The organism is Stenotrophomonas sp. YJH_SMC_138, from assembly GCF_059369855.1.
Map to the genome: position 1 here is coordinate 70277 of NZ_JCAFTB010000005.1, position 21787 is coordinate 92063.

20 protein-coding genes and 1 tRNA gene are annotated in these 21787 nt (G+C 66.9%); 17 read left to right on the top strand and 4 right to left on the bottom strand.

The annotated features are described in order from the left end of the window. Positions 1-26 precede the first annotated feature (26 nt). Positions 27-914, bottom strand: a complete 888-nt coding sequence (locus AC5P7I_RS12325) for a LysR family transcriptional regulator (RefSeq protein WP_032957497.1) — start codon at positions 912-914, stop codon at positions 27-29. Positions 915-1011: 97 nt separating this feature from the next. Between AC5P7I_RS12325 and trpB the strand changes: the two genes are divergently transcribed. From trpB to glmM, 5 genes are all read left to right on the top strand, one after another. Beyond that, positions 1012-2229: a tryptophan synthase subunit beta gene (trpB, locus tag AC5P7I_RS12330; protein ID WP_032957499.1), complete on the top strand. Its 1218-nt coding sequence runs from the start codon at positions 1012-1014 to the stop codon at positions 2227-2229. Further along, entirely contained in the window at positions 2226-2906 is a 681-nt protein-coding gene (locus tag AC5P7I_RS12335; RefSeq protein ID WP_262088015.1) for a hypothetical protein, read from the top strand. Before trpB ends, AC5P7I_RS12335 begins: the two co-directional genes overlap by 4 nt. A 1-nt stretch (position 2907) precedes the next feature. Beyond that, positions 2908-3717 (top strand): tryptophan synthase subunit alpha, encoded by an 810-nt coding sequence (gene trpA, locus AC5P7I_RS12340; protein WP_014647878.1) that lies wholly within the window; start codon positions 2908-2910, stop codon positions 3715-3717. Positions 3718-4023: 306 nt separating this feature from the next. Continuing rightward, positions 4024-4899 (top strand): acetyl-CoA carboxylase, carboxyltransferase subunit beta, encoded by an 876-nt coding sequence (gene accD / locus AC5P7I_RS12345; protein WP_005410473.1) that lies wholly within the window; start codon positions 4024-4026, stop codon positions 4897-4899. After that, positions 4899-6260 carry a phosphoglucosamine mutase gene (gene glmM, locus AC5P7I_RS12350; protein WP_053495739.1) on the top strand — a complete coding sequence of 454 codons (1362 nt, stop codon included), beginning with the start codon at positions 4899-4901 and terminating at the stop codon, positions 6258-6260. The genes accD and glmM overlap by 1 nt, the downstream gene beginning before the upstream one ends. A gap of 78 nt (positions 6261-6338) precedes the next feature. Here the strand turns inward: glmM and AC5P7I_RS12355 are convergent, their stop codons facing one another. Genes AC5P7I_RS12355 through AC5P7I_RS12365 form a run of 3 tightly spaced genes read right to left on the bottom strand, consistent with a single transcriptional unit; the run spans position 6339 to position 10232 of the window. Then, complete coding sequence (locus AC5P7I_RS12355; RefSeq protein ID WP_049407821.1) at positions 6339-7196, bottom strand: polysaccharide deacetylase family protein; 858 nt, start codon at positions 7194-7196, stop codon at positions 6339-6341. Beyond that, on the bottom strand, positions 7189-8334 hold the full coding sequence (locus tag AC5P7I_RS12360) for a glycosyltransferase family 4 protein (RefSeq protein WP_075076294.1): 1146 nt from the start codon (positions 8332-8334) through the stop codon (positions 7189-7191). The genes AC5P7I_RS12355 and AC5P7I_RS12360 overlap by 8 nt, the downstream gene beginning before the upstream one ends. 20 nt (positions 8335-8354) lie before the next feature. Beyond that, on the bottom strand, positions 8355-10232 hold the full coding sequence (locus tag AC5P7I_RS12365) for a DUF3413 domain-containing protein (RefSeq protein WP_075076295.1): 1878 nt from the start codon (positions 10230-10232) through the stop codon (positions 8355-8357). Between the two features lie 194 nt (positions 10233-10426). Here AC5P7I_RS12365 and AC5P7I_RS12370 point away from each other — a divergent pair, with 194 nt between their 5' ends. The 12 genes from AC5P7I_RS12370 to nuoH all read left to right on the top strand — a co-directional run bounded on the left by AC5P7I_RS12370 (position 10427) and on the right by nuoH (position 21784). Next, entirely contained in the window at positions 10427-11362 is a 936-nt protein-coding gene (locus AC5P7I_RS12370; RefSeq protein ID WP_014647873.1) for an isopenicillin N synthase family dioxygenase, read from the top strand. A 669-nt stretch (positions 11363-12031) separates the two neighbouring features. Then, positions 12032-12787 (top strand): triose-phosphate isomerase, encoded by a 756-nt coding sequence (gene tpiA, locus AC5P7I_RS12375; protein ID WP_053495921.1) that lies wholly within the window; start codon positions 12032-12034, stop codon positions 12785-12787. Between the two features lie 31 nt (positions 12788-12818). Next, the gene (gene secG, locus AC5P7I_RS12380) at positions 12819-13256 is read left to right on the top strand and encodes a preprotein translocase subunit SecG (RefSeq protein ID WP_014647871.1); all 438 of its coding nucleotides are present in this window, start codon (positions 12819-12821) and stop codon (positions 13254-13256) included. A gap of 51 nt (positions 13257-13307) precedes the next feature. Next, a tRNA-Leu gene (locus AC5P7I_RS12385) sits at positions 13308-13392 on the top strand. A 111-nt stretch (positions 13393-13503) separates the two neighbouring features. Continuing rightward, positions 13504-13860, top strand: a complete 357-nt coding sequence (locus AC5P7I_RS12390; RefSeq protein ID WP_008265012.1) for an NADH-quinone oxidoreductase subunit A — start codon at positions 13504-13506, stop codon at positions 13858-13860. After that, a complete protein-coding gene (locus tag AC5P7I_RS12395) occupies positions 13851-14405 on the top strand; it encodes a NuoB/complex I 20 kDa subunit family protein (RefSeq protein WP_005417936.1) in 555 nt (184 codons plus the stop codon). The genes AC5P7I_RS12390 and AC5P7I_RS12395 overlap by 10 nt, the downstream gene beginning before the upstream one ends. Before the next feature lie 33 nt (positions 14406-14438). Further along, a complete protein-coding gene (locus AC5P7I_RS12400) occupies positions 14439-15188 on the top strand; it encodes an NADH-quinone oxidoreductase subunit C (RefSeq protein ID WP_014647869.1) in 750 nt (249 codons plus the stop codon). Continuing rightward, entirely contained in the window at positions 15185-16492 is a 1308-nt protein-coding gene (locus AC5P7I_RS12405) for an NADH-quinone oxidoreductase subunit D (protein WP_014647868.1), read from the top strand. Before AC5P7I_RS12400 ends, AC5P7I_RS12405 begins: the two co-directional genes overlap by 4 nt. 97 nt (positions 16493-16589) lie before the next feature. After that, positions 16590-17117 (top strand): NADH-quinone oxidoreductase subunit NuoE, encoded by a 528-nt coding sequence (gene nuoE / locus AC5P7I_RS12410; RefSeq protein WP_014647867.1) that lies wholly within the window; start codon positions 16590-16592, stop codon positions 17115-17117. Between the two features lie 4 nt (positions 17118-17121). Continuing rightward, positions 17122-18462, top strand: coding sequence for an NADH-quinone oxidoreductase subunit NuoF (gene nuoF, locus AC5P7I_RS12415; RefSeq protein WP_014647866.1), 1341 nt, complete (start codon positions 17122-17124; stop codon positions 18460-18462). Beyond that, positions 18459-20693, top strand: a complete 2235-nt coding sequence (nuoG, locus tag AC5P7I_RS12420) for an NADH-quinone oxidoreductase subunit NuoG (RefSeq protein WP_262088012.1) — start codon at positions 18459-18461, stop codon at positions 20691-20693. The genes nuoF and nuoG overlap by 4 nt, the downstream gene beginning before the upstream one ends. After that, entirely contained in the window at positions 20690-21784 is a 1095-nt protein-coding gene (gene nuoH, locus AC5P7I_RS12425; protein WP_014037948.1) for an NADH-quinone oxidoreductase subunit NuoH, read from the top strand. The genes nuoG and nuoH overlap by 4 nt, the downstream gene beginning before the upstream one ends. Positions 21785-21787: the final 3 nt, after the last annotated feature.

Here is a 21787-nt window from a genome sequence, read left to right on the forward strand (position 1 = left end):
TAATCCCCTCCGTCCCCTTTTTGTTGTCAGCGCAGTTGCTGGCCCAGCCAGTCGGCCAGCGCATCCACGCGCCCATCTGCCGGTCCATCCGGTCGCGCCAGCACCCAGAAGCCACCGGTGGCGGCAAATCCCCACGGCGCGACCAGTCGCCCGGCGGCCAGGTCCTCGGCCACCAGTGGCTCGGGTGCGATCGCCGGGCCCAGCCCGGCCACCGCTGCCTCCAGCAGGTAGTACAGGTGTTCGAAGGCAGTACCCAGCTGCAGCTTCGAGGTGTCCAGATCGTGCGCTTGCGCCCACGCCGGCCATGCCTGCGGCCGTGAGCTGGTGTGCAGCAGCGTCTCCTGCAGCAGCGCCGAGGGCGGCACATGCCGCAGGCGCTGCGCGGCCGGATGCGAGGGGGCCACCACCACGCCGACCCGTTCCGGCGCCAGCTCACGCACCTGCCAGCCCCGGGGCCACGGCCCCTGCGCCAGCAGCAGCACCGCGTCCAGTGCGGCCTGCGCCTCGGTGAAGCTGCCATCCAGCGCCGACCACTGCAGGCGTACGCCGGGCAGGGCGGCCTGCAGTGCGGGCAGGCGCGGAATCATCCAGCGCGCCAGCACGCTGCCGCTGCAGCCCAGCACCAGCGCCGGGGCCGCCGTCGGCCGGCGCAGTTCGCGCACGCAGTCTTCGATGCCGCTGAAGGCCTCGCTGCACGCTGCCTGCAGGCGCGTGCCCGCAGCGGTCAGGCGCAGGCCGCGACCGGCCCGCTGGAACAGCGCCAGGCCGAGGTGGTCTTCCAGCAGCTTCAGCTGGCGGCTGACCGCGCCGTGGGTCACGTGCAGGTCCTGCGCGGCGCGGCCAACCCCGCCCAGGCGGGCGGTGGCCTCGAACGCGCGCAGCGCATTGAGCGGTGGCAACAGCGAACGGCTCATGTGAGATTTCCTGACGGTATATGCCAGATAATATCCATTTTCCGGTCACGACCCGTGCGCTAGAGTATCCACCTGTCTCGAACCAGCGGTCGCTTCCATGTCTGCCTCCCCCATTGCCGACTACCACGCCTTCCCGGATGCCCAGGGCCATTTCGGCCGCTACGGTGGCAGCTTCGTTGCCGAAACCCTGGTCGGCCCGCTGCAGGAACTCGCCCAGGCCTATGACCAGGCCCGCCAGGATCCGGCATTCCAGGCCGCCTACGACCGCGACCTGGCCCACTACGTGGGCCGGCCGAGCCCGATCTACCACGCCCAGCGGCTGAGCGACCATGTCGGCGGCGCGCAGATCCTGCTCAAGCGCGAAGACCTGAACCACACCGGTGCGCACAAGATCAACAACACCATCGGCCAGGCGCTGCTGGCGGCGCGGATGGGCAAGAAGCGCATCATCGCCGAGACCGGTGCCGGCCAGCACGGCGTGGCCAGCGCCACGGTTGCCGCGCGGTTGGGCCTGGAATGCGTGGTGTACATGGGCGCCACCGACATCGAGCGGCAGAAGATCAACGTCTACCGCATGAAGCTGCTCGGCGCGACGGTGGTGCCGGTCACCTCCGGTTCGGCCACTTTGAAGGACGCGCTCAACGAAGCGATGCGCGACTGGGTGACCAATGTGCAGGACACCTTCTACATCATCGGTACGGTCGCCGGTCCGGATCCCTACCCGCGCATGGTGCGCGACTTCAACGCCATCGTCGGCCGCGAGGCACGCGAGCAGATGCTGGCCGAGTACGGCCGCCTGCCCGATGCGATCACTGCCTGCGTCGGCGGCGGCAGCAATGCCATCGGCCTGTTCCATGCCTTCCTCAACGACCGCCAGGTCGAGATCGTCGGCGCCGAGGCCGCAGGTGATGGCATCAGCACCGGTCGCCATGCTGCATCGATCGCCGCCGGTCGCCCGGGCGTGCTGCATGGCAACCGCACCTATGTACTGTGCGACGACGACGGCCAGATCATCGAGACCCATTCGGTGTCGGCCGGCCTGGACTATCCGGGCGTCGGCCCCGAACACGCATTCCTGGCCGATACCGGCCGCGCGCGCTACCTCGGCATCACCGATGACGAAGCACTGCAGGCCTTCCACCTGCTGGCGCATACCGAGGGCATCCTGCCGGCGCTGGAGTCCAGCCATGCGCTGGCGCAGGCGATCAAGCTGGCGCGTGAGCGTCCGCGTGACCAGATCGTGCTGTGCAATCTGTCCGGCCGTGGCGACAAGGATGTGCATACCATCGCCGCGCGCGAAGGGCTGGTGCTGTGAGCGCGCTGCTGCGCAACAGTGGCGTGCTGCTGCTGGCGCTGGGGTTGGCCGCGTGCCAGCCGCCGGAGCCGCCTCTGCTGGCACCGGCCGCCAAGGCCACCACGCAGCCGGCACAGCAGGCGGCCGCGAATGATGACCTCGACCCGATGGCACGTGCGCCGATCGTCGATCCGCCGTCCATGGAAGATATGGACAGCGATGGCGCGCCCGCGGTGGTCTCGGTGGCGCTGGACCATGCCGGCGAGGTGCTGATCGGCCAGCACATGGGCGATCTGAAGGCACTCGGGCCGTGGACCGCGCAAGGGGCGGTCGAAGCCATCGGCGGCAGTTGCGAGTACTACGACGGCAAGGGGCTGCCGCCCGGCGTGTCGATGATGACCGATGAAGATCGCGTCGTCCGTTTCGATCTCGGCCTGGATCCGGACAGCGGGGCGCCGACCCAGCAGCCCGGTCCGTTCGGCCTGCGTGTCGGCATGACCCGCGCCCAGGCCATGGCCCAGTTCCCGAAGCCGCCGGTATCCAGCCCGCATGCCTACGACGGTGACCAGGGCGAGTACCTCACCTGGCAGGACCCGGGTTCGGACCTGGGTATCCGCGTGGAACTGTTTGAAGGGCGGGTCACCCAGATGTACTGGGGAACCAGCGATGCGATTGAACTGATTGAAGGATGTGCCTGAAATGTCCGTATCCCGACTCGATGCCTGTTTCCAGCGTCTGCGCGAACAGCAGCGCAAGGCGCTGATCCCCTTCGTCACGGCCGGTGATCCCTCGCTGGAGGCCACCGTGCCGGTCATGCACGCACTGGTCGACGCCGGCGCCGACGTGATTGAACTGGGCGTGCCGTTCTCCGACCCGATGGCCGATGGCCCGACCATCCAGCGCAGCTCCGAGCGCGCGCTGGCGCGCGGCGCCGGCAGCCGCTACGTCCTGCAGGCCGTGGCGCAGTTCCGCGAGCGCGATGCGCAGACCCCCGTGGTGCTGATGGGCTACCTGAACCCGGTGGAGATCCACGGTTACGCGGCCTTCGCCAAGGCCGCCGTCGACGCCGGCGTGGACGGCGTGCTGCTGGTCGACCTGCCGCCGGAAGAAGCGGGCGACGCCCAGCAGGCGTTCGACGCAGCCGGCCTTGCGCTGGTACTGCTGGCGTCGCCGACCACCAGTGAGGCGCGAGCCGACAAGCTGTTGGCGCTGGCCCGTGGCTATCTCTACTACGTCAGCTTTGCCGGTGTCACCGGCGCGTCCGAGCGCCTGGACAGCGATGCCGCCAGTGCCCGCCTGCAGGCGTTGCGCGCGCGTGCGTCGGTGCCGGTGGTGGCGGGCTTCGGCATCAAGGATGCCGCCAGTGCCGCGGCCATGGCCCGCCAGGCCGACGGCGTGGTGGTGGGCAGCGCGTTGGTGGCGGCGCTGGCCGAAGCGGGCTCGGCGGAAGAGGCCGCGCAGCACGCCCGGGCCTTCCTCGCCCCGCTGCGGCAGGCGCTGGACGCGTAACGGTAGTGCCGGCCGCTGGCCGGCATCCTCCTGAGGGCTCGCGTGCAAGGGCTGCCGGCCAGCGGCCGGCACTACCCATCGGTCTGCACGCAAGGGCTGCCGGCCAGCGGCCGGCACTACCCATCGGTCTGCACGCAAGGGCTGCCGGCCAGCGGCGGGCACCGCCCCAGCACCTAAACGTACGTCCCAGCATGGTTTTTTCCGGCTGCCCCGTGGCTGGCAAGGGGGTGCACGGGCGGGGAAAGCGGAGCTAGACTGTCCGCCTTTGCGGCCCCCGGGCCGCCCTGAACGGAAGTGTCCTCCCGCATGAGTTGGCTCAGCAAGTTGATGCCGTCCGGCATCCGCACCGACAACACCCCCAGCAAGAAGCGCAGTGTCCCCGAGGGCCTGTGGGAAAAGTGCAGCAACTGCGGCAGCGCGTTGTACCGTCCGGAACTGGAAGAGAACCTGGAAGTCTGCCCGAAGTGCGGCCATCACATGGCGATCCGTGCGCGTGCGCGCCTGGCTGCCCTGTTCGATGCCGACAGCACCACCGAGATCGGTGCGCGCCTGGGGCCGACCGACCTGCTCAAGTTCAAGGACCAGAAGAAGTACAGCGAGCGCATCAAGATCGCGCAGAAGAACACCGGCGAGTACGACGCGCTGATCGCCATGCGCGGCCTGCTCAAGGGCCGTGCGCTGGTGGCATCGTCGTTCGACTTCGCCTTCATGGGCGGCTCGATGGGCTCGGTGGTCGGCGAGCGTTTCGCACTGGCCGCGGAAACCGCGGTCGAGATCGGTGCGCCCTACGTGTGCTTCTCGCAGAGCGGTGGCGCCCGCATGCAGGAAGGCCTGTTCTCGCTGATGCAGATGGCCAAGACCTCGGCCGCGCTGGGCAAGCTGCGTGAAGCCGGCCTGCCGTACATCTCGGTGCTGACCCATCCGACCACCGGCGGCGTGTCGGCCTCCTTCGCGATGCTGGGTGACATCAACATCGCCGAGCCGCAGGCGCTGATCGGCTTCGCCGGCCCGCGCGTGATCGAGCAGACCGTGCGCGAGAAGCTGCCGGAAGGCTTCCAGCGCTCGGAATTCCTGCTGGAGCACGGCGCCATCGACCAGATCTGCGACCGTCGCGAAATGCGCGACCGCCTGTCCGATCTGCTGGCAATGCTGGGCCGTCAGCCGGCGCCGGAGGTGGCTTGATGGGAGGCCGCAAGTACTTCGGTACTGATGGCATCCGTGGACGGGTCGGCCAGGGCGTGATCTCGGCCGACTTCGTGCTGCGCCTGGGCAACGCCCTGGGCCGTGTCCTGGTCGACCAGCGCGGCCAGGATGGGCGCCGGCCGATCGTGGTGATCGGCAAGGACACCCGCATCTCCGGTTACATGTTCGAAGCGGCACTGGAAGCCGGCCTGGTCGCCGCCGGTGCGGACGTGCAGTTGCTGGGGCCGATGCCGACCCCGGCGGTGGCGTTCCTGACCCGTACGCTTGGCGTGGACGCTGGCATCGTCATCAGCGCCTCGCACAACCCGCACTACGACAACGGCATCAAGTTCTTCTCCGCCCAGGGCGAGAAGCTCGACGATGCCACCGAGCTGGCCCTGGAAGCGGCGCTGGACATCCCGTTCACCACCGCCGAATCGGAAAAGCTGGGCAAGGCGTCGCGTGCGCGCGAAGCGGTCGGCCGCTACATCGAGTTCTGCAAGGCCAGCGTGCCGCGCGCGTTCGACCTGCGTGGCGTGCGCCTGGTGCTGGACTGCGCGCACGGCGCCACCTACCAGATCGCGCCGCTGCTGTTCCGTGAACTGGGCGCCGAGGTGATCGGCATTGGTGCCGAGCCCAACGGCGTCAACATCAACGCCGGCGTGGGTTCCACCCACATCGACAACCTGGCGGCCAAGGTCCGCGAAACCCGCGCCGATCTCGGCATCGCCTTCGATGGGGATGGCGACCGCGTGCTGATGGCCGACGACCAGGGCAACCCGGTCGACGGCGATGACCTGCTGTATATCCTGGCCCGTGCATGGAAAGCCGAAGGCCGCCTGCGCGGCCCGGTGGTCGGCACGCTGATGAGCAACTACGGCGTCGAGAAGGCATTTGCCGACCTGCAGATTCCGTTCGTGCGCAGCAATGTCGGCGATCGCTACGTGCACCAGGCGCTGATGGAAGGCGGCGGCGTGCTCGGCGGTGAAGCCTCCGGCCACCTGCTGTGCCTGGATCGGGCCACCACCGGCGACGGCATCGTCAGCGCGCTGCAGGTGCTGGTGGCATTGCGCAACAGCGGGCAGACCCTGCGCCAGGCGCTGAAAGGACTGGTGCGGGTGCCGCAGAAGACGGTCAACGTGCGGCTGGGCAATGTCTCGGCCAAGGCCACGGTGCAGGCCGGCAGCGTGCAGGCCGCGCTGGCTGTCGCGCAGCAGTCGGTGGCCGGCCGTGGCCGTGCGTTCCTGCGCCCGTCCGGTACCGAGCCGGTGGTGCGGGTCACGGTCGAGGCCGATGATGCGACGCTGATGCAGGACACGCTGGATCGACTGTCCGCGGCGGTACGTGAAGCCGCCGCCTGAGGCCGCTGCACATCCGCCCAACGAAAACGCCCCGGAATGCCGGGGCGTTTTCGTTGAAGGGGCAGGGCGGTGGGTTGCCTACGGCCCCGGCACCATCTTCTTCTGGCGTGCCTTGAAGCCATTGAACAGCGGTGCGATCAGCGGGTTGTAGCTCTGTGCGATGCGTTTTCGCAGCCAGCTGGCCGGGCGGTTGCGGATCGCGAAACGATAGATGCGCTCCGGGTCGCCGCCCACCACATTGCGTCCGAACGGGTGGGTGGTATGCAGGTAGCGGAAGCCGTGCTCGCGCGCCACCTCGATGTGGTCCTGGTCGAAATCGCCGTAGGGCCAGCACAGCGTATCGGACACCTCGCCAAGCTTGTCCTGCAGGACGTCGCGCGAGACTGCCAGGTCGTGGCTCAGGCCGGCACGGCGCTGTGCGCGGTCCAGGTCGTCGCGGCGCAGCCAGCGGGTGTGGGTATGGGTGTGGCAATGCACTTCGAAGGTGCCGGCGGCGATGGCCGCGCGCGCTTCGCTCCAGCGCATCATCACGTCGTCGCTGCGGTTCTGCTCGTAGATCGCCGCTTCGCAGCCGCGATGGTCCGGCGTGGCAGGCAACGTTGCCCCGGCAAGCCCGGCGTGGGGCCGCTCCGGGCCTTCGCCCATCCAGCCGGTGACCACGAACACCACCGCGTGCATGCCGTACTTCTGCAGGATCGGGTGCGCATACACCCAGTTGTCCAGGTAGCCATCGTCGAAGGTGATCACGATCGACTTGCGCGGCACCGGCTTGCCGGCCAGGAAGCCGGCGTACTGGTCCAGTGTCAGCGACGTCCAGCCGTTGCCGGCCAGCCACGCGATCTGGCTTTCGAAATTCTCCGGTGACACGGTGATCATGCCCGGCGACGGACTGACGTGGTGGTGCATCAGCACCGGTACGGTTCGGGCATCAGCCATGTCCCAGCTCCTTCAGCCACTGGTGGTAATAGTGTTCGGTGGTCTCACCGTGGCCGTCGGGAGTGAACCGGTGCGCGCTGCGCATCCAGTCCCACCCGGCGCGGCCCATCTGCCGCCGCCGTTCCGGATCGTCCACCAGCAGGCGCAGGGCGCCTGTCAGGGCTGCATTGTCGCCCAGCCGGGTGAGGATCGCATTGCTGCCATCCATCACCATCTCCGGCACGCCACCCACCCGCGTGGCCACGATCGGCACCCCGACATAGGCGGCCTCCAGGAAGACGGTACCGGCCGCTTCCTTGTGCGATGCCAGCGCGAAGATGTCGAAGCCAGCCATCAGCCGGCATGCGCCATCGCGATAGCCGAGCAGATGGACCTGCTGCTGCAGCCCGTGCTCGTCGCGCAGCGCCTGCAGCCGGTCCATGACCGGCTGGCCATCGCCGACCACCACCAGGTGCAGGTTCGGGTGCGTCTTGCACAGCGGTACCATCGCTTGCAGCAGGTCGGCATGACCCTTGGGTTCGCGCAGCACCGCCACGCAACCGACCACGATGTCCTGTTCGCCGAAGCCGAGTTCGGCGCGCACGTCCGCGCGTACCTCCTGCAGGCATTGCCAGGGGTCGTCCTTGCGGATTTCGCTCCAGCGCGGCGGGACCGCGATGGGCGGCACGATACCGATGTGTTCGGCCGGAATGCCGCGCGCGGCCAGCAACTGCTTGACGAAGCTGCTGACGGTCAGCACCCGGTGCGGCAGGCCGGTATAGGTCAGCAGCGAGTTGACCGGGCTCATCAGGTGGCGCGAGCGCACCACCAGCGGCGTGCCGCCCAGGCGTGCACCGGCGGCGGCGATCAGTGCGTCACGGCGGCTGGTGGTGTTGACCACGTCATAGCGTTCGCGGCGCACCAGGCGCGAGACCGACCAGATGCCGCGCAGCAGGCGCAGCAGGCCACCCATGCGCAGGGTATGCACGGTGAAACCATCATCGCGTGCCAGCTGGGCCAGTCGCGCTTCGGGCTGGCACAGCAGCGCCACCTCGTGGCCACGCGCGCGCATCACCTGCATGTGGCGGAAGATGTAGATCTCCTGCCCGCCCATTCCCTTGGCGGCTTCAGTGTGCAGGATGCGCAGCGGACGGTTCATGCAGGATCGATCCTTGAGGGTCAGCGGTTGCGGAAGCGGGTCAGCGCTTCCCATGCAGTGCGTACGGCGGCCGCATCGGGCGCCTGCTGTGGCAGCGGCCGGTAGCGCAGGTCCAGGGCGGTGGCGTTGCCGAACTTGTCGAACACATAGATGGCATCGCCATGGCGCACCGCGCGCTGCGACCAGCTTTCGACCACCAGCGCACGCGTGCCCTGCGGCTCGGCCAGCAGGTCCTGGCCGGTGCTGTAATCGGCCGGTGCGTTCTCGCAACCCAGTGCGTGGCGCATCAGTGTCGGCACCCAGTCTTCGTGCGAGCTGGTGCGTGCGTCGTGGCCAGCGGCCTTGCCCGGCCAATGCAGCACGAACGGGACCTGCAGCTGATAGTCGGAGAAGTTGCCGTTGTGGCCCCAGTAGTTCAGCTTGAGGTCGTTGAACTCTTCGGCATGGTCACCGGTGACCAGCACGATGGTGTCCTCGGCCAGGCCCTGTGCGCGCAGGTCGTCCAGCAGCGAGCCGATCAGGCTGTCGGCATAGTGCACGGCGGTGCGGTAGCGGTTGAGTTCCGGCGTCGGGTCATGCTCCGGGCCGAATTTGAGGAAATCGATATCGGCGGCCATCGGTGTGGCCACCGCCGGATAGCCCTCGGGCATGTGGTAGGGCGCATGGGTGGAGTCGAGGAACACGAAGCCGAACCACGGTCGCTGCGCGGCCTGGCTGGCGCGGATGTCCTGCTGCAGCGCACTGATGATCGCGCGGTCGCGGCCGTCTGACTTCAGCGCTGCCGGCCCCTGGTGCAGCTGGTCGCGGACATCGGCGAACACCGTGCGATCGAACTCCGGGCTGTACAACGGCGCACTGCCGTACAGGTGCAGGTCGTAGCCCTGCTGGCCCAGCACCTGGAACAGCTGCGAGCCACGCTGCTCGTCAAGCATGCTCGGCCAATAGCCGCCGGGCAGGCCGTAGAGCAGTCCGAACAGGCCGTAGCGGGTGGCATTGCCGGTGCTGAAATGGTGGTCGAAGACGCGCGCATCCTGCGCCAGCGTCGACGTGTTGGGCATCAGCTGCGGTGTCAGCACATCGTGGCGCAGCGACTCCAGTACCACCATCAGTACGTTGGGACGATGTGGGCTCTGGCAGCGCAGCGGATGCAGCGGGTACAGCAGCTGCGCATGGCGCGGGTCGGGCAGGCCGGCGTGCTGTTGGCTGACCACGCCCAGGCGCCGCATGAAGCTCTTGGCCGTGATCGGCTGCGCCCACGGCAGGTAGTTCCACTGCGCGATCACATCACGGTCGCCGCGGGCGTCGTAGTAGGCCGTGGCGACCTGGCCGCCGGCCATCAGCAGCGCGACCACCGCCCAGGCCTGCAGCACCCGTCGACGGCGCGGCGCGGCCGGCAGCAGTTTCCAGCACGCCCAGGCCAGCAGGCCCTCGGCGGTGAAGACCGCGGCAACCAGCAGGCCGACCTGCAGCCAGGTCTTCCAGGACAGGGCAACCTGGTCCTGCAGGGCGCCGCCGAACACCATGTTCACAACCATGGCATTGAGGTGGAAGCGGTACAGGGTGAAGACCTTGGCGTCGACCAGCAGCAGGCACAGCCACAGGCCCTGCAGCACGGCCGCGCTGATGCTCAGCGTACGCGCGCTGCGTGGCCACAGGCCCAGCAGCAGCGGCAGCAGGCCGGCCAGCGCACCGAACGCGAGCAGGTGGCCGGGCAGGGCGACCGCCAGATAGGCCAGGCCGGCGCCGCCGCCCGGATTGTCACGCAGCGGTACATTGCCCAGCGCAATCGCCGCGGCCAGTACCGCATTGCCGGCGATGAACAGCGACCACCAGGCCAGCCGCCGCCAGCGCCGGGCGGAACCTTCAATGGCAGGGGCGGCAGGGGCAGCTGCGGGCATGGTGGGGCAGGTTCAGGGGGTGCAGGAGAGGGGCGGGGCCAACGTGACGGAAGCGTTGCTCCGCGCGCGGGTCGCGCATTGTATCGGTTTGTTTCCGTGTATCGAGTGGCGTCCCCCGGGCGATCTGTCACAATGTTCAGGCGGGCCATGAATGCGTTGGCCCCCTCAGACCCAACGACAAGCCAGGAACCGCTGTGAGCCAGATCCCCACCCTCGACATCACCCGTTTCGACAGCGACCGCGAGGCCTTCGTGGCCGAGCTGGGCGCGGCCTACCGCCAATGGGGATTCGCGGGCATCCGTAACCACGGCATCCCGCAGGCCGACATCGACGCGGCCTACGATGCCTTCAAGGCTTTCTTCGCCCTGCCGGAAGAGGTCAAGCGCAAGTACCACGTGGCCGGCAGCGGCGGCGCCCGCGGCTACACCCCGTTCGGCGTGGAAACCGCCAAGGGCTCCAAGCATTTCGACCTGAAGGAGTTCTGGCACATCGGCCGCGAGATCGCCGACGATTCCAAGTACCGGGACGTGATGGCGCCGAACCTGTGGCCGGCCGAGGTCGAAGGTTTCCGTGAGCGCGGTTACGGCCTGTATCAGGCGCTGGACAACCTGGGGTCGCGCGTGTTGTCCGCATTGGCCCTGCACATTGGCCTGCCGGAAGACTTCTTCGCCGACAAGACCAACTTCGGCAACTCGATCCTGCGCCCGATCCACTACCCGCCGATCACCACTGACGACATCCCGAACGTGCGTGCCGGTGCCCATGGCGACATCAACTTCATCACCCTGCTGGTCGGCGCCAGTGCCGCAGGCCTGGAAGTGCAGTCGCATGACGGCGAGTGGGTGCCATTTACGTCAGATGCGGACACGATCGTGGTCAACATCGGCGACATGCTGCAGCGCCTGACCAACCACGTGTATCCGTCGACCATCCACCGCGTGGTCAACCCCCCGGGTGACCTGGCGCGCCAGCCGCGCTATTCGGTGCCGTTCTTCCTGCACCCGAACCCCGACTACCTGATCGACGTGCTGCCCTCGTGCATCACCCCGGAGAACCCGAGCCGGTATCCGGAGGCGATCACCGCCCACGGCTTCCTCGAGGAACGCCTGCGCGAGATCAAGCTGAAGTAAGGAAAAGTGAGGCCGCCGAAAGGCGGCCTTTTTCTTTGCAGGGTTGCACCCTGCACCCGCGGTAGTGCCGGCCGCTGGCCGGCAAGTCCAAAGCCAAAGCGGCTCTGGGGTGTTCCGTGGGGAGGCGGGGAGGTGTCGGATGGCGGGGACGCCGTAAACCCATCCCTGGGGGCTTGGCCACGGCATCCATGCCGCGGACACCCCGCCATCCGACACCTCCCCGCCTCCGACAGTTTCCCGGTGACGGTTGGTGGGTGTCGACCTTGCTCGACACGGTAGATCCACGCCATGCGTGGATGAGATCTGTCAGATCGAAGTGGGGCAGGGCACGTGGTATGCCGCTTTTGCTCTTGCTCTTCTTTTTTCTTTCCGTGGCGGGCGGAACCGCCGGAATGTGTCGGAGGCCGGGCGGGTGGGGATGACGGGGGTGTCCGCGGCATGGATGCCGCGGCCAAGCCCCCACGGACGGGTTTACGGCGTCCCCCGCCGTCCCCACCCGCCCGGCCAAGCCCACCAATCCAACCGGGCTTTCCGCGACCAACCCAAACAAACTCCCGCCACGAGGGGCTGCGCCGTTGGCTGAAAATCCATGTAACCGCTTACAAGGAAACGGATTTTTGCCGCAACGGGTATCATGACCGGCTGACTTCACACAGGAGCCACCCGCTCATGCGCCGCAAGATCGTCGCCGGAAACTGGAAGCTGCATGGCAGCCGTCAATTCGCCAATGAACTGCTGGGGCAGGTGGCCGCCGGGCTGCCGCTGGAGGGGGTGGACGTGGTGATCCTGCCGCCGCTGCCGTACCTGGGCGAGCTGGTCGAGGACTTCGGCGAGACCGGCCTGGCCTTCGGCGCGCAGGACGTGAGCAGCAACGAGAAGGGCGCCTATACCGGCGAGGTCTGCGCGGCCATGCTGGTCGAGGTCGGGGCCCGCTATGGCCTGGTCGGGCATTCCGAGCGCCGCCAGTACCACCATGAAAGCAGCGAGCTGGTCGCGCGCAAGTTCGCCGCCGCCCAGCATGCCGGCCTGGTGCCGGTGCTGTGCGTGGGCGAGACCCTGGAGCAGCGCGAGGCCGGGCAGACCGAAGCGGTCATCGCCAGCCAGCTGGCGCCGGTGCTGGAACTGGTCGGCGCGGCCGGCTTTGCCAAGGCCGTGGTCGCCTACGAGCCGGTCTGGGCCATCGGTACCGGCCGTACCGCTACAAAGGAGCAGGCACAGCAGGTGCACGCGTTCATCCGTGGCGAAGTTGCGCGCTTCGATGCTAGAATTGCTGATTCACTGCCCATTGTTTACGGCGGTAGCGTGAAGCCCGACAATGCCGGGGAACTGTTCGCGCAGCCGGATGTCGATGGTGGGCTGGTCGGCGGCGCCTCCCTGGTGGCCGCGGACTTCCTGGCCATCGCACGGGCGGCGGCCGCGAACTAATCCTAGAAGTATTGTCCGAGGGCGGTTTCCAATGCTGATGTTGATCCTCAATGTCGTCTACGTGCTGGTCGCTGTGGCCATGATCGCGCTGATCCTGATGCAGCGTGGCTCGGGTGCGGCGGCGGGTTCGGGCTTTGGCGCCGGCGCCTCGGGTACGGTGTTCGGTGCGCGTGGCGCCTCGAACTTCCTGTCCAAGTCGACCAAGTGGCTGGCCGTCGTGTTCTTCGGCATCAGTCTCTTCATGGCCTGGTATGCCGGTCACGGCACCCGTCCGGCGGCCGACCAGGACCTGGGCCTGATGTCCGCCCCGGCGGCCAGTGCGCCGGCGGCTCCGGCGGGCGAACTGCCGGCCGTTCCGAAGGCCGATCCGGTCCCGGCCGCCCCGGTTCCGGCGGCGAATGTGCCGGCTCAGGCGGAATCTTCGGTTTCTGGTGAAGAAAAGCCTTCGGAAGGCTCCCAGAAACACTGAAGCCGGTTACAATACGCGGCGCATCGGGAAGATAGTCTGATGTGATCGTTTGCCCAGGTGGCGGAATTGGTAGACGCACTACCTTGAGGTGGTAGCGACGCAAGTCGTAGGGGTTCGAGTCCCCTCTTGGGCACCATTTGTAAGTAAAGCGGGTTCGTCTGGCGCGCAAGGCGCCAGGCAGGTTCCCGTCCACTCCCCCATGCCAAAGCGCCTGCAGGCGCGGCGGCAGAGGCAAGAGAGAATCGCTGTGCTGGCCGAATATTTGCCTTCTCTGCTGTTTCTGATCGTTGCCACCGGTATCGGCATTACGCTGATGCTGGTTGGTCGATTCCTCGGTCCCCGCCGCCCCGATCTGGAAAAGCTGTCGCCGTACGAGTGCGGCTTCGAGGCCTTCGAAGACGCGCGCATGAAGTTCGACGTGCGCTACTACCTGATCGCGATCCAGTTCATCGTCTTCGACCTGGAAATCATCTTCATCGTGCCGTGGACCCAGGTCTTCATGGAGCTGGGCGCCCGTTCGCTCATCACCATGGGCCTGTTCGTCGGCATGCTGTTCCTCGGTTTCATTTACGTCTGGAAGAAGGGAGCGCTGGAATGGGAGTGATTCAGACTCTCGATGGCCTCATGAACAACCCGTCGCCGGAAGGCCGGGTTGATGACATCCTGCGGCCGGAAGGCGACAACCCGCTGCTGGAAAAGGGCTTCGTCACCACCAGCGTCGACGCACTGCTGAACTGGGCGCGCACCGGCTCGATGTGGCCGATGACCTTCGGCCTGGCCTGCTGCGCGGTCGAGATGATGCACGCCGGCGCCGCGCGCCTGGACCTTGACCGTTACGGCGTGGTGTTCCGCCCGTCGCCGCGTCAGTCCGACGTGATGATCGTGGCCGGTACCCTGGTCAACAAGATGGCCCCGGCGCTGCGCAAGGTCTACGACCAGATGCCGGACCCGAAGTGGGTCATCTCGATGGGTAGCTGCGCCAACGGTGGTGGCTATTACCACTACTCCTATTCTGTCGTGCGCGGCTGTGATCGCGTGGTGCCGGTGGACGTCTACGTCCCGGGCTGCCCGCCGACCGCCGAGGCGCTGGTGTACGGGATCCTGCAGCTGCAGAAGAAGATCTGGCGTACACAGACCATCGCCCGCTGACCCCTTCACCTGACAAGAGCGCGCCAAGCCCCCATGGCAGAGCAAGCATCCTTCATCGACCGACTCTCCGCACGTTTCGCTGGTGCGAAGGTCATCGTGGTCGAACCCCGCGGCGAAGTGACGCTGGAAGTGCCTGCCGCCGAGTGGCACGCCACCGCCCTGGCGCTGCGTGACGAGTTTGGTTTCGAGCAGGCCGTGGATCTGTGCGGCGTCGACTACCTCGGTTATGGCTCCGACGAATGGGACACCGCCGACGTGTCCTCGCAGGGCTTCAGCCGTGGCGTCGAAGGCAAGGCCCAGGGCCGCTTCGCGTGGGGCGAGTTCCCCACCGAGGAAAACGGTGCCGACGGTGCCCGCCCGCAGCACATGCCGACCCAGCGTTTCGCCGTGGTCGCCCAGCTGCGTTCGTACCAGCACAACCTGATGATGCACCTGCGCTGCTTCGCCCCTGACGAAGCGCTGCCGGTGGTGTCCTCGCTGACCAGCGTGTGGCCGGGCCTGAACTGGTTCGAGCGCGAAGCGTTCGACCTGTACGGCGTGATCTTCGAAGGCCACCCGGACCTGCGCCGGATCCTGACCGACTACGGTTTCGTCGGCCATCCGTTCCGCAAGGACTTCCCGCTGATCGGCAATGTCGAAGTCCGCTACGACGAAGAAAAGAAGCGCGTGATCTACGAACCGGTCACCTCGGTGGAGCCGCGTGTCGGCGTGCCGCGCGTGATCCGTGACGACGCCCGTCTGCAGACCGCAGCCGGTGAGCGCGCGCAGGAGGCAGTGAAGTGAGCCACGTACACCAGGCCGGCGAAGCGTTCGCCAGCAACGCCGCCGAAAGCCGGCAGGAAATCCGCAACTACACCATGAACTTCGGCCCGCAGCATCCGGCCGCTCACGGTGTGCTGCGCCTGATCCTGGAAATGGACGGCGAAACCATCATGCGTGCCGACCCGCACGTGGGTCTGCTGCACCGTGGCACCGAGAAGCTGGCCGAGTCCAAGCCGTTCAACCAGTCGATCGGCTACATGGATCGCCTCGACTACGTGTCGATGATGTGCAACGAGCACGCCTACGTGCGCGCGATCGAGACCCTGATGGGCATCGAGGCGCCGGAGCGTGCGCAGTACATCCGCACCATGTACGACGAGATCACCCGCATCCTCAACCACCTGATGTGGCTGGGCTCCAACGCGCTCGACCTGGGTGCGATGGCCGTGATGCTGTATGCCTTCCGTGAGCGCGAAGAGCTGATGGACTGCTATGAAGCGGTCTCCGGCGCGCGCATGCACGCGGCGTACTACCGCCCGGGCGGTGTCTACCGCGACCTGCCGGACCACATGCCGAAGTACAAGGAATCGCGCTGGCACAAGGGCAAGGCGCTGAAGCAGCTCAATGCTTCACGCGAAGGCTCGCTGCTGGACTTCCTGGAGAACTTCACCGTCGAGTTCCCCAAGCGCGTCGACGAATACGAAACCCTGCTGACCGACAACCGCATCTGGAAGCAGCGTACCGTCGGCATCGGCGTGGTCACTCCGGAACTGGCGCACCAGTGGGGCATGACCGGCGTGATGCTGCGTGGCTCGGGCGTGGCCTGGGACCTGCGCAAGAAGCGCCCGTACGCCAAGTACGATGCTGTCGATTTCGACATCCCGCTGGGCAAGGAAGGCGACTGCTACGACCGCTACCTGGTCCGCGTCGCCGAAATGCGCGAATCCAACCGCATCATCAAGCAGTGCGTGGCGTGGCTGAAGGCCAACCCCGGCCCGGTCATGGTCAAGAACTTCAAGGTCGCTCCGCCCAAGCGCGAGGACATGAAGGACGACATGGAAGCGCTGATCCACCACTTCAAGCTGTTCAGCGAAGGCTATTGCGTACCGGCGGGTGAAACCTATGCGGCCGTGGAAGCGCCCAAGGGCGAATTCGGCTGCTACCTGGTCTCCGATGGCGCCAACAAGCCCTTCCGCGTGCACCTGCGCGCACCGGGCTTCGCCCACCTGTCCTCGATCGATTCGATCGTGCGCGGCCACATGCTGGCCGACGTGGTGGCGATGATCGGTACCTATGACCTGGTGTTCGGCGAGGTTGACCGGTAATGCCGTCCGCCACGCCAACGCCCGCTGCAGGCAGCCGGCGCAAGCCGGCGCCGCAGTTTCTGGAATTTCACGTTATGCATTTCGCTGAGGTCGGCCGATGAAGGCGACAGGTAATTTCGAGGCGGCGCGCGACGTCGACCCGATGGTGGTGCTGAGCGACAAGACCCGCGCTCACATCGATCACTGGCTGTCCAAGTTCCCGCCGGACCGCAAGCGCTCTGCCGTGCTGCAGGGCCTGCATGCGGCCCAGGAGCAGAACCAGGGCTGGCTGACCGACGAGCTGATCGCCGCCGTCGCCAAGTACCTCGACCTGCCGCCGGTGTGGGCCTACGAGGTCGCCAGCTTCTACTCGATGTTCGAGACCGAGAAGGTGGGCCGCAACAACGTGGCCATCTGCACCAACATCAGCTGCTGGCTCAATGGCGCCGAGGACATCGTCCGCCATTGCGAGAAGAAGCTGGGCATCAAGCACGGTGAATCGACCCCGGACGGCCGCGTCTACCTCAAGCGCGAGGAAGAGTGCCTGGCCGGTTGTGGCGGCGCGCCGATGATGGTCATCAACGGTCACTACCATGAGCGTCTGACCCTGGAAAAGGTCGACGAGCTGCTGGACGGGCTGGAGTAAGGGCATGGCACATCACCACGAATCCAAGGGTCCGGTCGGCCCCGCGCCGCTGCCGCACCAGGTGGTCTACACCACCCTGCATTACGACACCCCGTGGTCGTACGAAAGCTACCTGAAGACCGGTGGCTACGCCGCCCTGCGCAAGATCCTCGAAGAGAAGATCCCGCCGGAGCAGGTCATCGAGATGGTCAAGGCCTCGGGCCTGCGCGGCCGCGGTGGCGCCGGCTTCCCGACCGGCCTGAAGTGGTCCTTCATGCCCAAGGGCAACATGCAGAAGTACATCCTCTGCAACTCGGACGAATCCGAGCCGGGCACCTGCAAGGACCGCGACATCCTGCGTTACAACCCGCATTCGGTGGTGGAAGGCATGGCGATCGCCTGCTACGCCACCGGTTCGACCGTGGGTTACAACTACCTGCGCGGTGAGTTCCACCACGAGCCGTTCGAGCACTTCGAGCAGGCCCTGGCCGACGCCTATGCGAACGGCTGGCTGGGCAAGAACATCCTCGGCAGCGGCGTGGACATCGACATCTACGGTGCGCTGGGCGCCGGCGCGTACATCTGCGGCGAAGAAACCGCGCTGATGGAATCGCTGGAGGGCAAGAAGGGCCAGCCGCGCTACAAGCCGCCGTTCCCGGCCAATTTCGGCCTGTATGGCAAGCCGTCGACGATCAACAACACCGAAACCTACGGTTCGGTGCCGGCGATCATCCGCAACGGTCCGGAGTGGTTCAAGGGCCTGAGCCTGACCGCCAACGGCGGTCCGAAGTGCTTCTCGGTGTCCGGCTGCGTGCAGAACGGCGGCAACTTCGAAGTGCCGCTCGGCACCAAATTCCACGACCTGCTGGAAATGGCCGGTGGCCTGCGTCCGGGCCGCACGCTGAAGGGCGCGATCCCGGGCGGCGTGTCGATGCCGGTGCTGACCGCGGCCGAGCTGGAGGACCTGCCGATGGACTACGACACCATCCGTGCACTGGGCTCCGGCCTGGGTTCGGGCGCGATCGTGGTGCTCGACGACAGCGTCTGCTGCGTCAAGTTCGCCTGCCGCATCAGCCAGTTCTTCCACAAGGAATCCTGCGGCCAGTGCACCCCGTGCCGTGAAGGTACCGGCTGGATGCACCGCGTGCTGGAGCGCATCGTCGCCGGCAAGGCCACGATGGAAGACCTGCACCAGCTGAAGGCGGTGGCCGGGCAGATCGAAGGCCACACCATCTGTGCGTTCGGTGAAGCGGCTGCATGGCCCATCCAGGGCTTCCTGCGCCAGTTCTGGGACGAATTCGAGTACTACATCGTCAACGGTCATTCGATGGTTGACGGCAAGAAGGTGGAGGCAGCCGCCGCATGAGCGCGCAACCCGTAAACCCGAACGTGCCACCGGATCACGTGACCATCGAGATCGATGGCAAGTCGCTGGTCGTGCCCAAGGGTTCGATGATCATCCAGGCGGCCGACAAGGCCGGTATTCCGATTCCGCGCTTCTGCTACCACGAGAAGCTGCCGATCGCCGCCAACTGCCGCATGTGCCTGGTGGACGTGGAGAAGTCGCCGAAGCCGGCGCCGGCCTGCGCCACCCCGGTGATGGACGGCATGAAGGTCGCCACCCGCAGCGAGAAGGCACTGAAGTTCCAGCGCTCGGTGATGGAGTTCCTGCTCATCAACCACCCGCTGGACTGCCCGATCTGCGATCAGGGCGGCGAGTGCGAGCTGCAGGACGTGTCGCTGGGCTATGGCCGTTCGGTCAGCCGCTTCAACGAGCGCAAGCGCGTGGTGCCGGACGAGGACATGGGCCCGCTGGTCGCTACCGAGATGACCCGCTGCATCCAGTGCACCCGCTGCGTCCGCTTCACCGCCGACGTTGCCGGTACCTACGAACTGGGTGGCATGTACCGCGGTGAGAACCTGCAGATCGGTACCTTTGACGGCAAGCCGCTGACCACCGAGCTGTCCGGCAACGTCGTCGACGTCTGCCCGGTCGGCGCGCTGACCAACAAGGTGTTCCAGTTCCGCGCCCGTCCGTGGGAACTGACCGCGCGCGAATCGCTGGGCTACCACGACGCGATGGGTTCGAACCTGTTCCTGCACGTGCGTCGCGGTGAAGTGCTGCGCACCGTGCCGCGCGACAACGAAGCCGTGAACGAGTGCTGGCTGTCCGACCGTGATCGCTACTCGCACCAGGGCCTGTACAGCGAAGACCGTGCGGTCAAGCCGCTGCGCAAGGTCAATGGCGAGTGGAAGGAAGTGAGCTGGGCCGAAGGCCTGGCCGCGGCCGCCGAGATCCTCAAGGCGAACCAGGGCGACAACCTGGGCGTGCTGGTGCACCCGTCCACCTCCAACGAGGAAGGCGCGTTGCTGGCCCGCCTGGCCAAGGGCCTGGGCACGGGCAACATCGACCACCGCATCAACAACCGCGATTTCTCCGACGCCGCAACCGCCGAAGTGTTCGGCCTGCCGCTGGCCGAAATCGAAGGCGCTGACCGCATCGTCGTTCTGGGCAGCAACATCCGCCACGAACTGCCGCTGCTGCACGCCCGCCTGCGCAAGGCGCAGACCACCAAGGGCGCGAAGATCCATGTCGTCAACCCGGTGGACTTTGACTTCGCCTTCAGCATCGCCGGCAAGCAGATCGTCGCACCGTCCAAGTTCGTCGACGCGCTGGCCAACGCCGAGCTGCGTTCGGCAGTGCAGGGCGGCAACAACACCGTGCTGATCGTCGGTGGCATCGCCGAAAACCACCCGCAGGCTGCCGCGATCCGCGCTGCTGCGCGTGAGTTCGCCGCCGCCACCGGTGCCAAGCTGTGCCGCATCCCGCAGGGCGCCAACGCCGTTGGCCTGACCCGCGCCGGTGTGCTGCCGGCTGGCAAGGACGTCGCCGCGATGCTGGCGCAGCCGCGCCAGGCCTATGTGGTGTACGGCCTTGAGCCGGGCCTGGACTTCGCCGATGCACCTGCCGCGCGCAAGGCGCTGGCCGGTGCCCAGGTGGTGGCTTTCAGCCAGTTCGCCTGTGCCTCGACCCGCGACGTCGCCGACGTGATCCTGCCGATCGGTGCGCTGCCGGAAATCGACGCCACCCTGACCAACCTTGATGGTCGCGAGCAGTCGGCCCGTGCCGGCGGCAAGCTGCCGGGCGAGGCCCGTGAAGGCTGGCGCGTGCTGCGCGCCCTGGGCGGCGAGCTGGCCGTGGCCGGTTTCGACTTCACCGATCTGGCCGGCCTGCGCGCCAGCCTGGCCCCGGTATCGGTCACCGTTGCCGCTTCGGCGCAGCCGGTGGTTGCCGGCGAAGGCCTGGAAGTGGCTTCGACCGCCGCGATCTACCGCACCGATGCGGTGGTCCGTCGCGCCCCGGCGCTGCAGTCGCATCCGCTCAACAACGCCCCGCGCATCGTGCTGAACGCTGAAGATGCCGCTCGCCTGCAGCTGCAGGAAGGGCAGATGGCCAAGGTCGGCACCGATGCCGGCAAGGCCACCCTGCCGGTGGTGGTCGACGCCCGCGTCGCTGCGGGTTCGGTCTGGATTGAATCGGGCCACGGCGCGACCGCGCCGCTGGGTGCCGCTCGCGTATCGGTGGTGGCTGCATGAACGAATTGCTGTTGAACGCGGTCGACCCGCTGCACCAGTGGCTGCTGGGCCTCGGTGACATCGGCGCGCTGATCTGGATCATCCTGAAGATCCTGGTGATCGCCGTTCCGGTGATCATCTCGGTGGCCTTCTACGTGGTCTGGGAACGCAAGCTGATCGGCTGGATGCACGTCCGCCACGGCCCGATGTACGTGGGCATGGGCATCTTCCAGGCCTTCGCCGACGTCTTCAAGCTGCTGTTCAAGGAAGTGGTCCAGCCGAGCAGCGCCAACAAGGCGATCTATCTGCTGGCCCCGCTGATCACCCTGGCGCCGGCCTTCGCGGCCTGGTCGGTGGTGCCCTTCGATTCGCAGATCGTGCTGTCCAATGCCAATGCCGGCCTGCTGTACCTGCTGGCGATGACCTCGCTGGGCATCTACGGCATCATCCTGGCCGGTTGGGCGTCCAACTCGAAGTATGCGTTCCTGGGTGCGATGCGCGCCTCGGCGCAGATGATCAGCTACGAAATCGCCATGGGCTTCGCCCTGGTCGGCGTGATGATCGCCTCGGGCAGCCTGAACCTGAGCAACATCGTGATGGCGCAGGCCGGCAGTTCCGGCTTCTTCGACTGGTTCCTGCTGCCGCTGTTCCCGCTGTTCGTCATCTACTGGGTCTCGGGCGTGGCTGAAACCAACCGCGCGCCGTTCGACGTGGTGGAAGGCGAATCGGAAATCGTCGCCGGCCACATGGTCGAATACTCCGGCGGTGCCTTCGCCCTGTTCTTCCTGGCCGAATACGCGAACATGATCCTGATCAGCTTCCTGATCTCGATCTTCTTCCTCGGCGGCTGGCTGAGCCCGGTCCAGGGCTGGGTCAACTTCGGCGATGTCTCGCCGCTGGTCGACTGGATCTGGAAGGGGGGCGCGCCGTGGCTGTTCGTCAAGGTGTTCTTCTTCGCCAGTGCCTACATCTGGTTCCGTGCCAGCTTCCCGCGCTTCCGCTACGACCAGATCATGCGCCTGGGCTGGAAGGTCTTCATCCCGCTGGCCATTCTGTGGATCGCGGTTACCGCCGTCATGGTGTTCTTCGGCGTGATTCAAAAGGGCGTCTAAAGT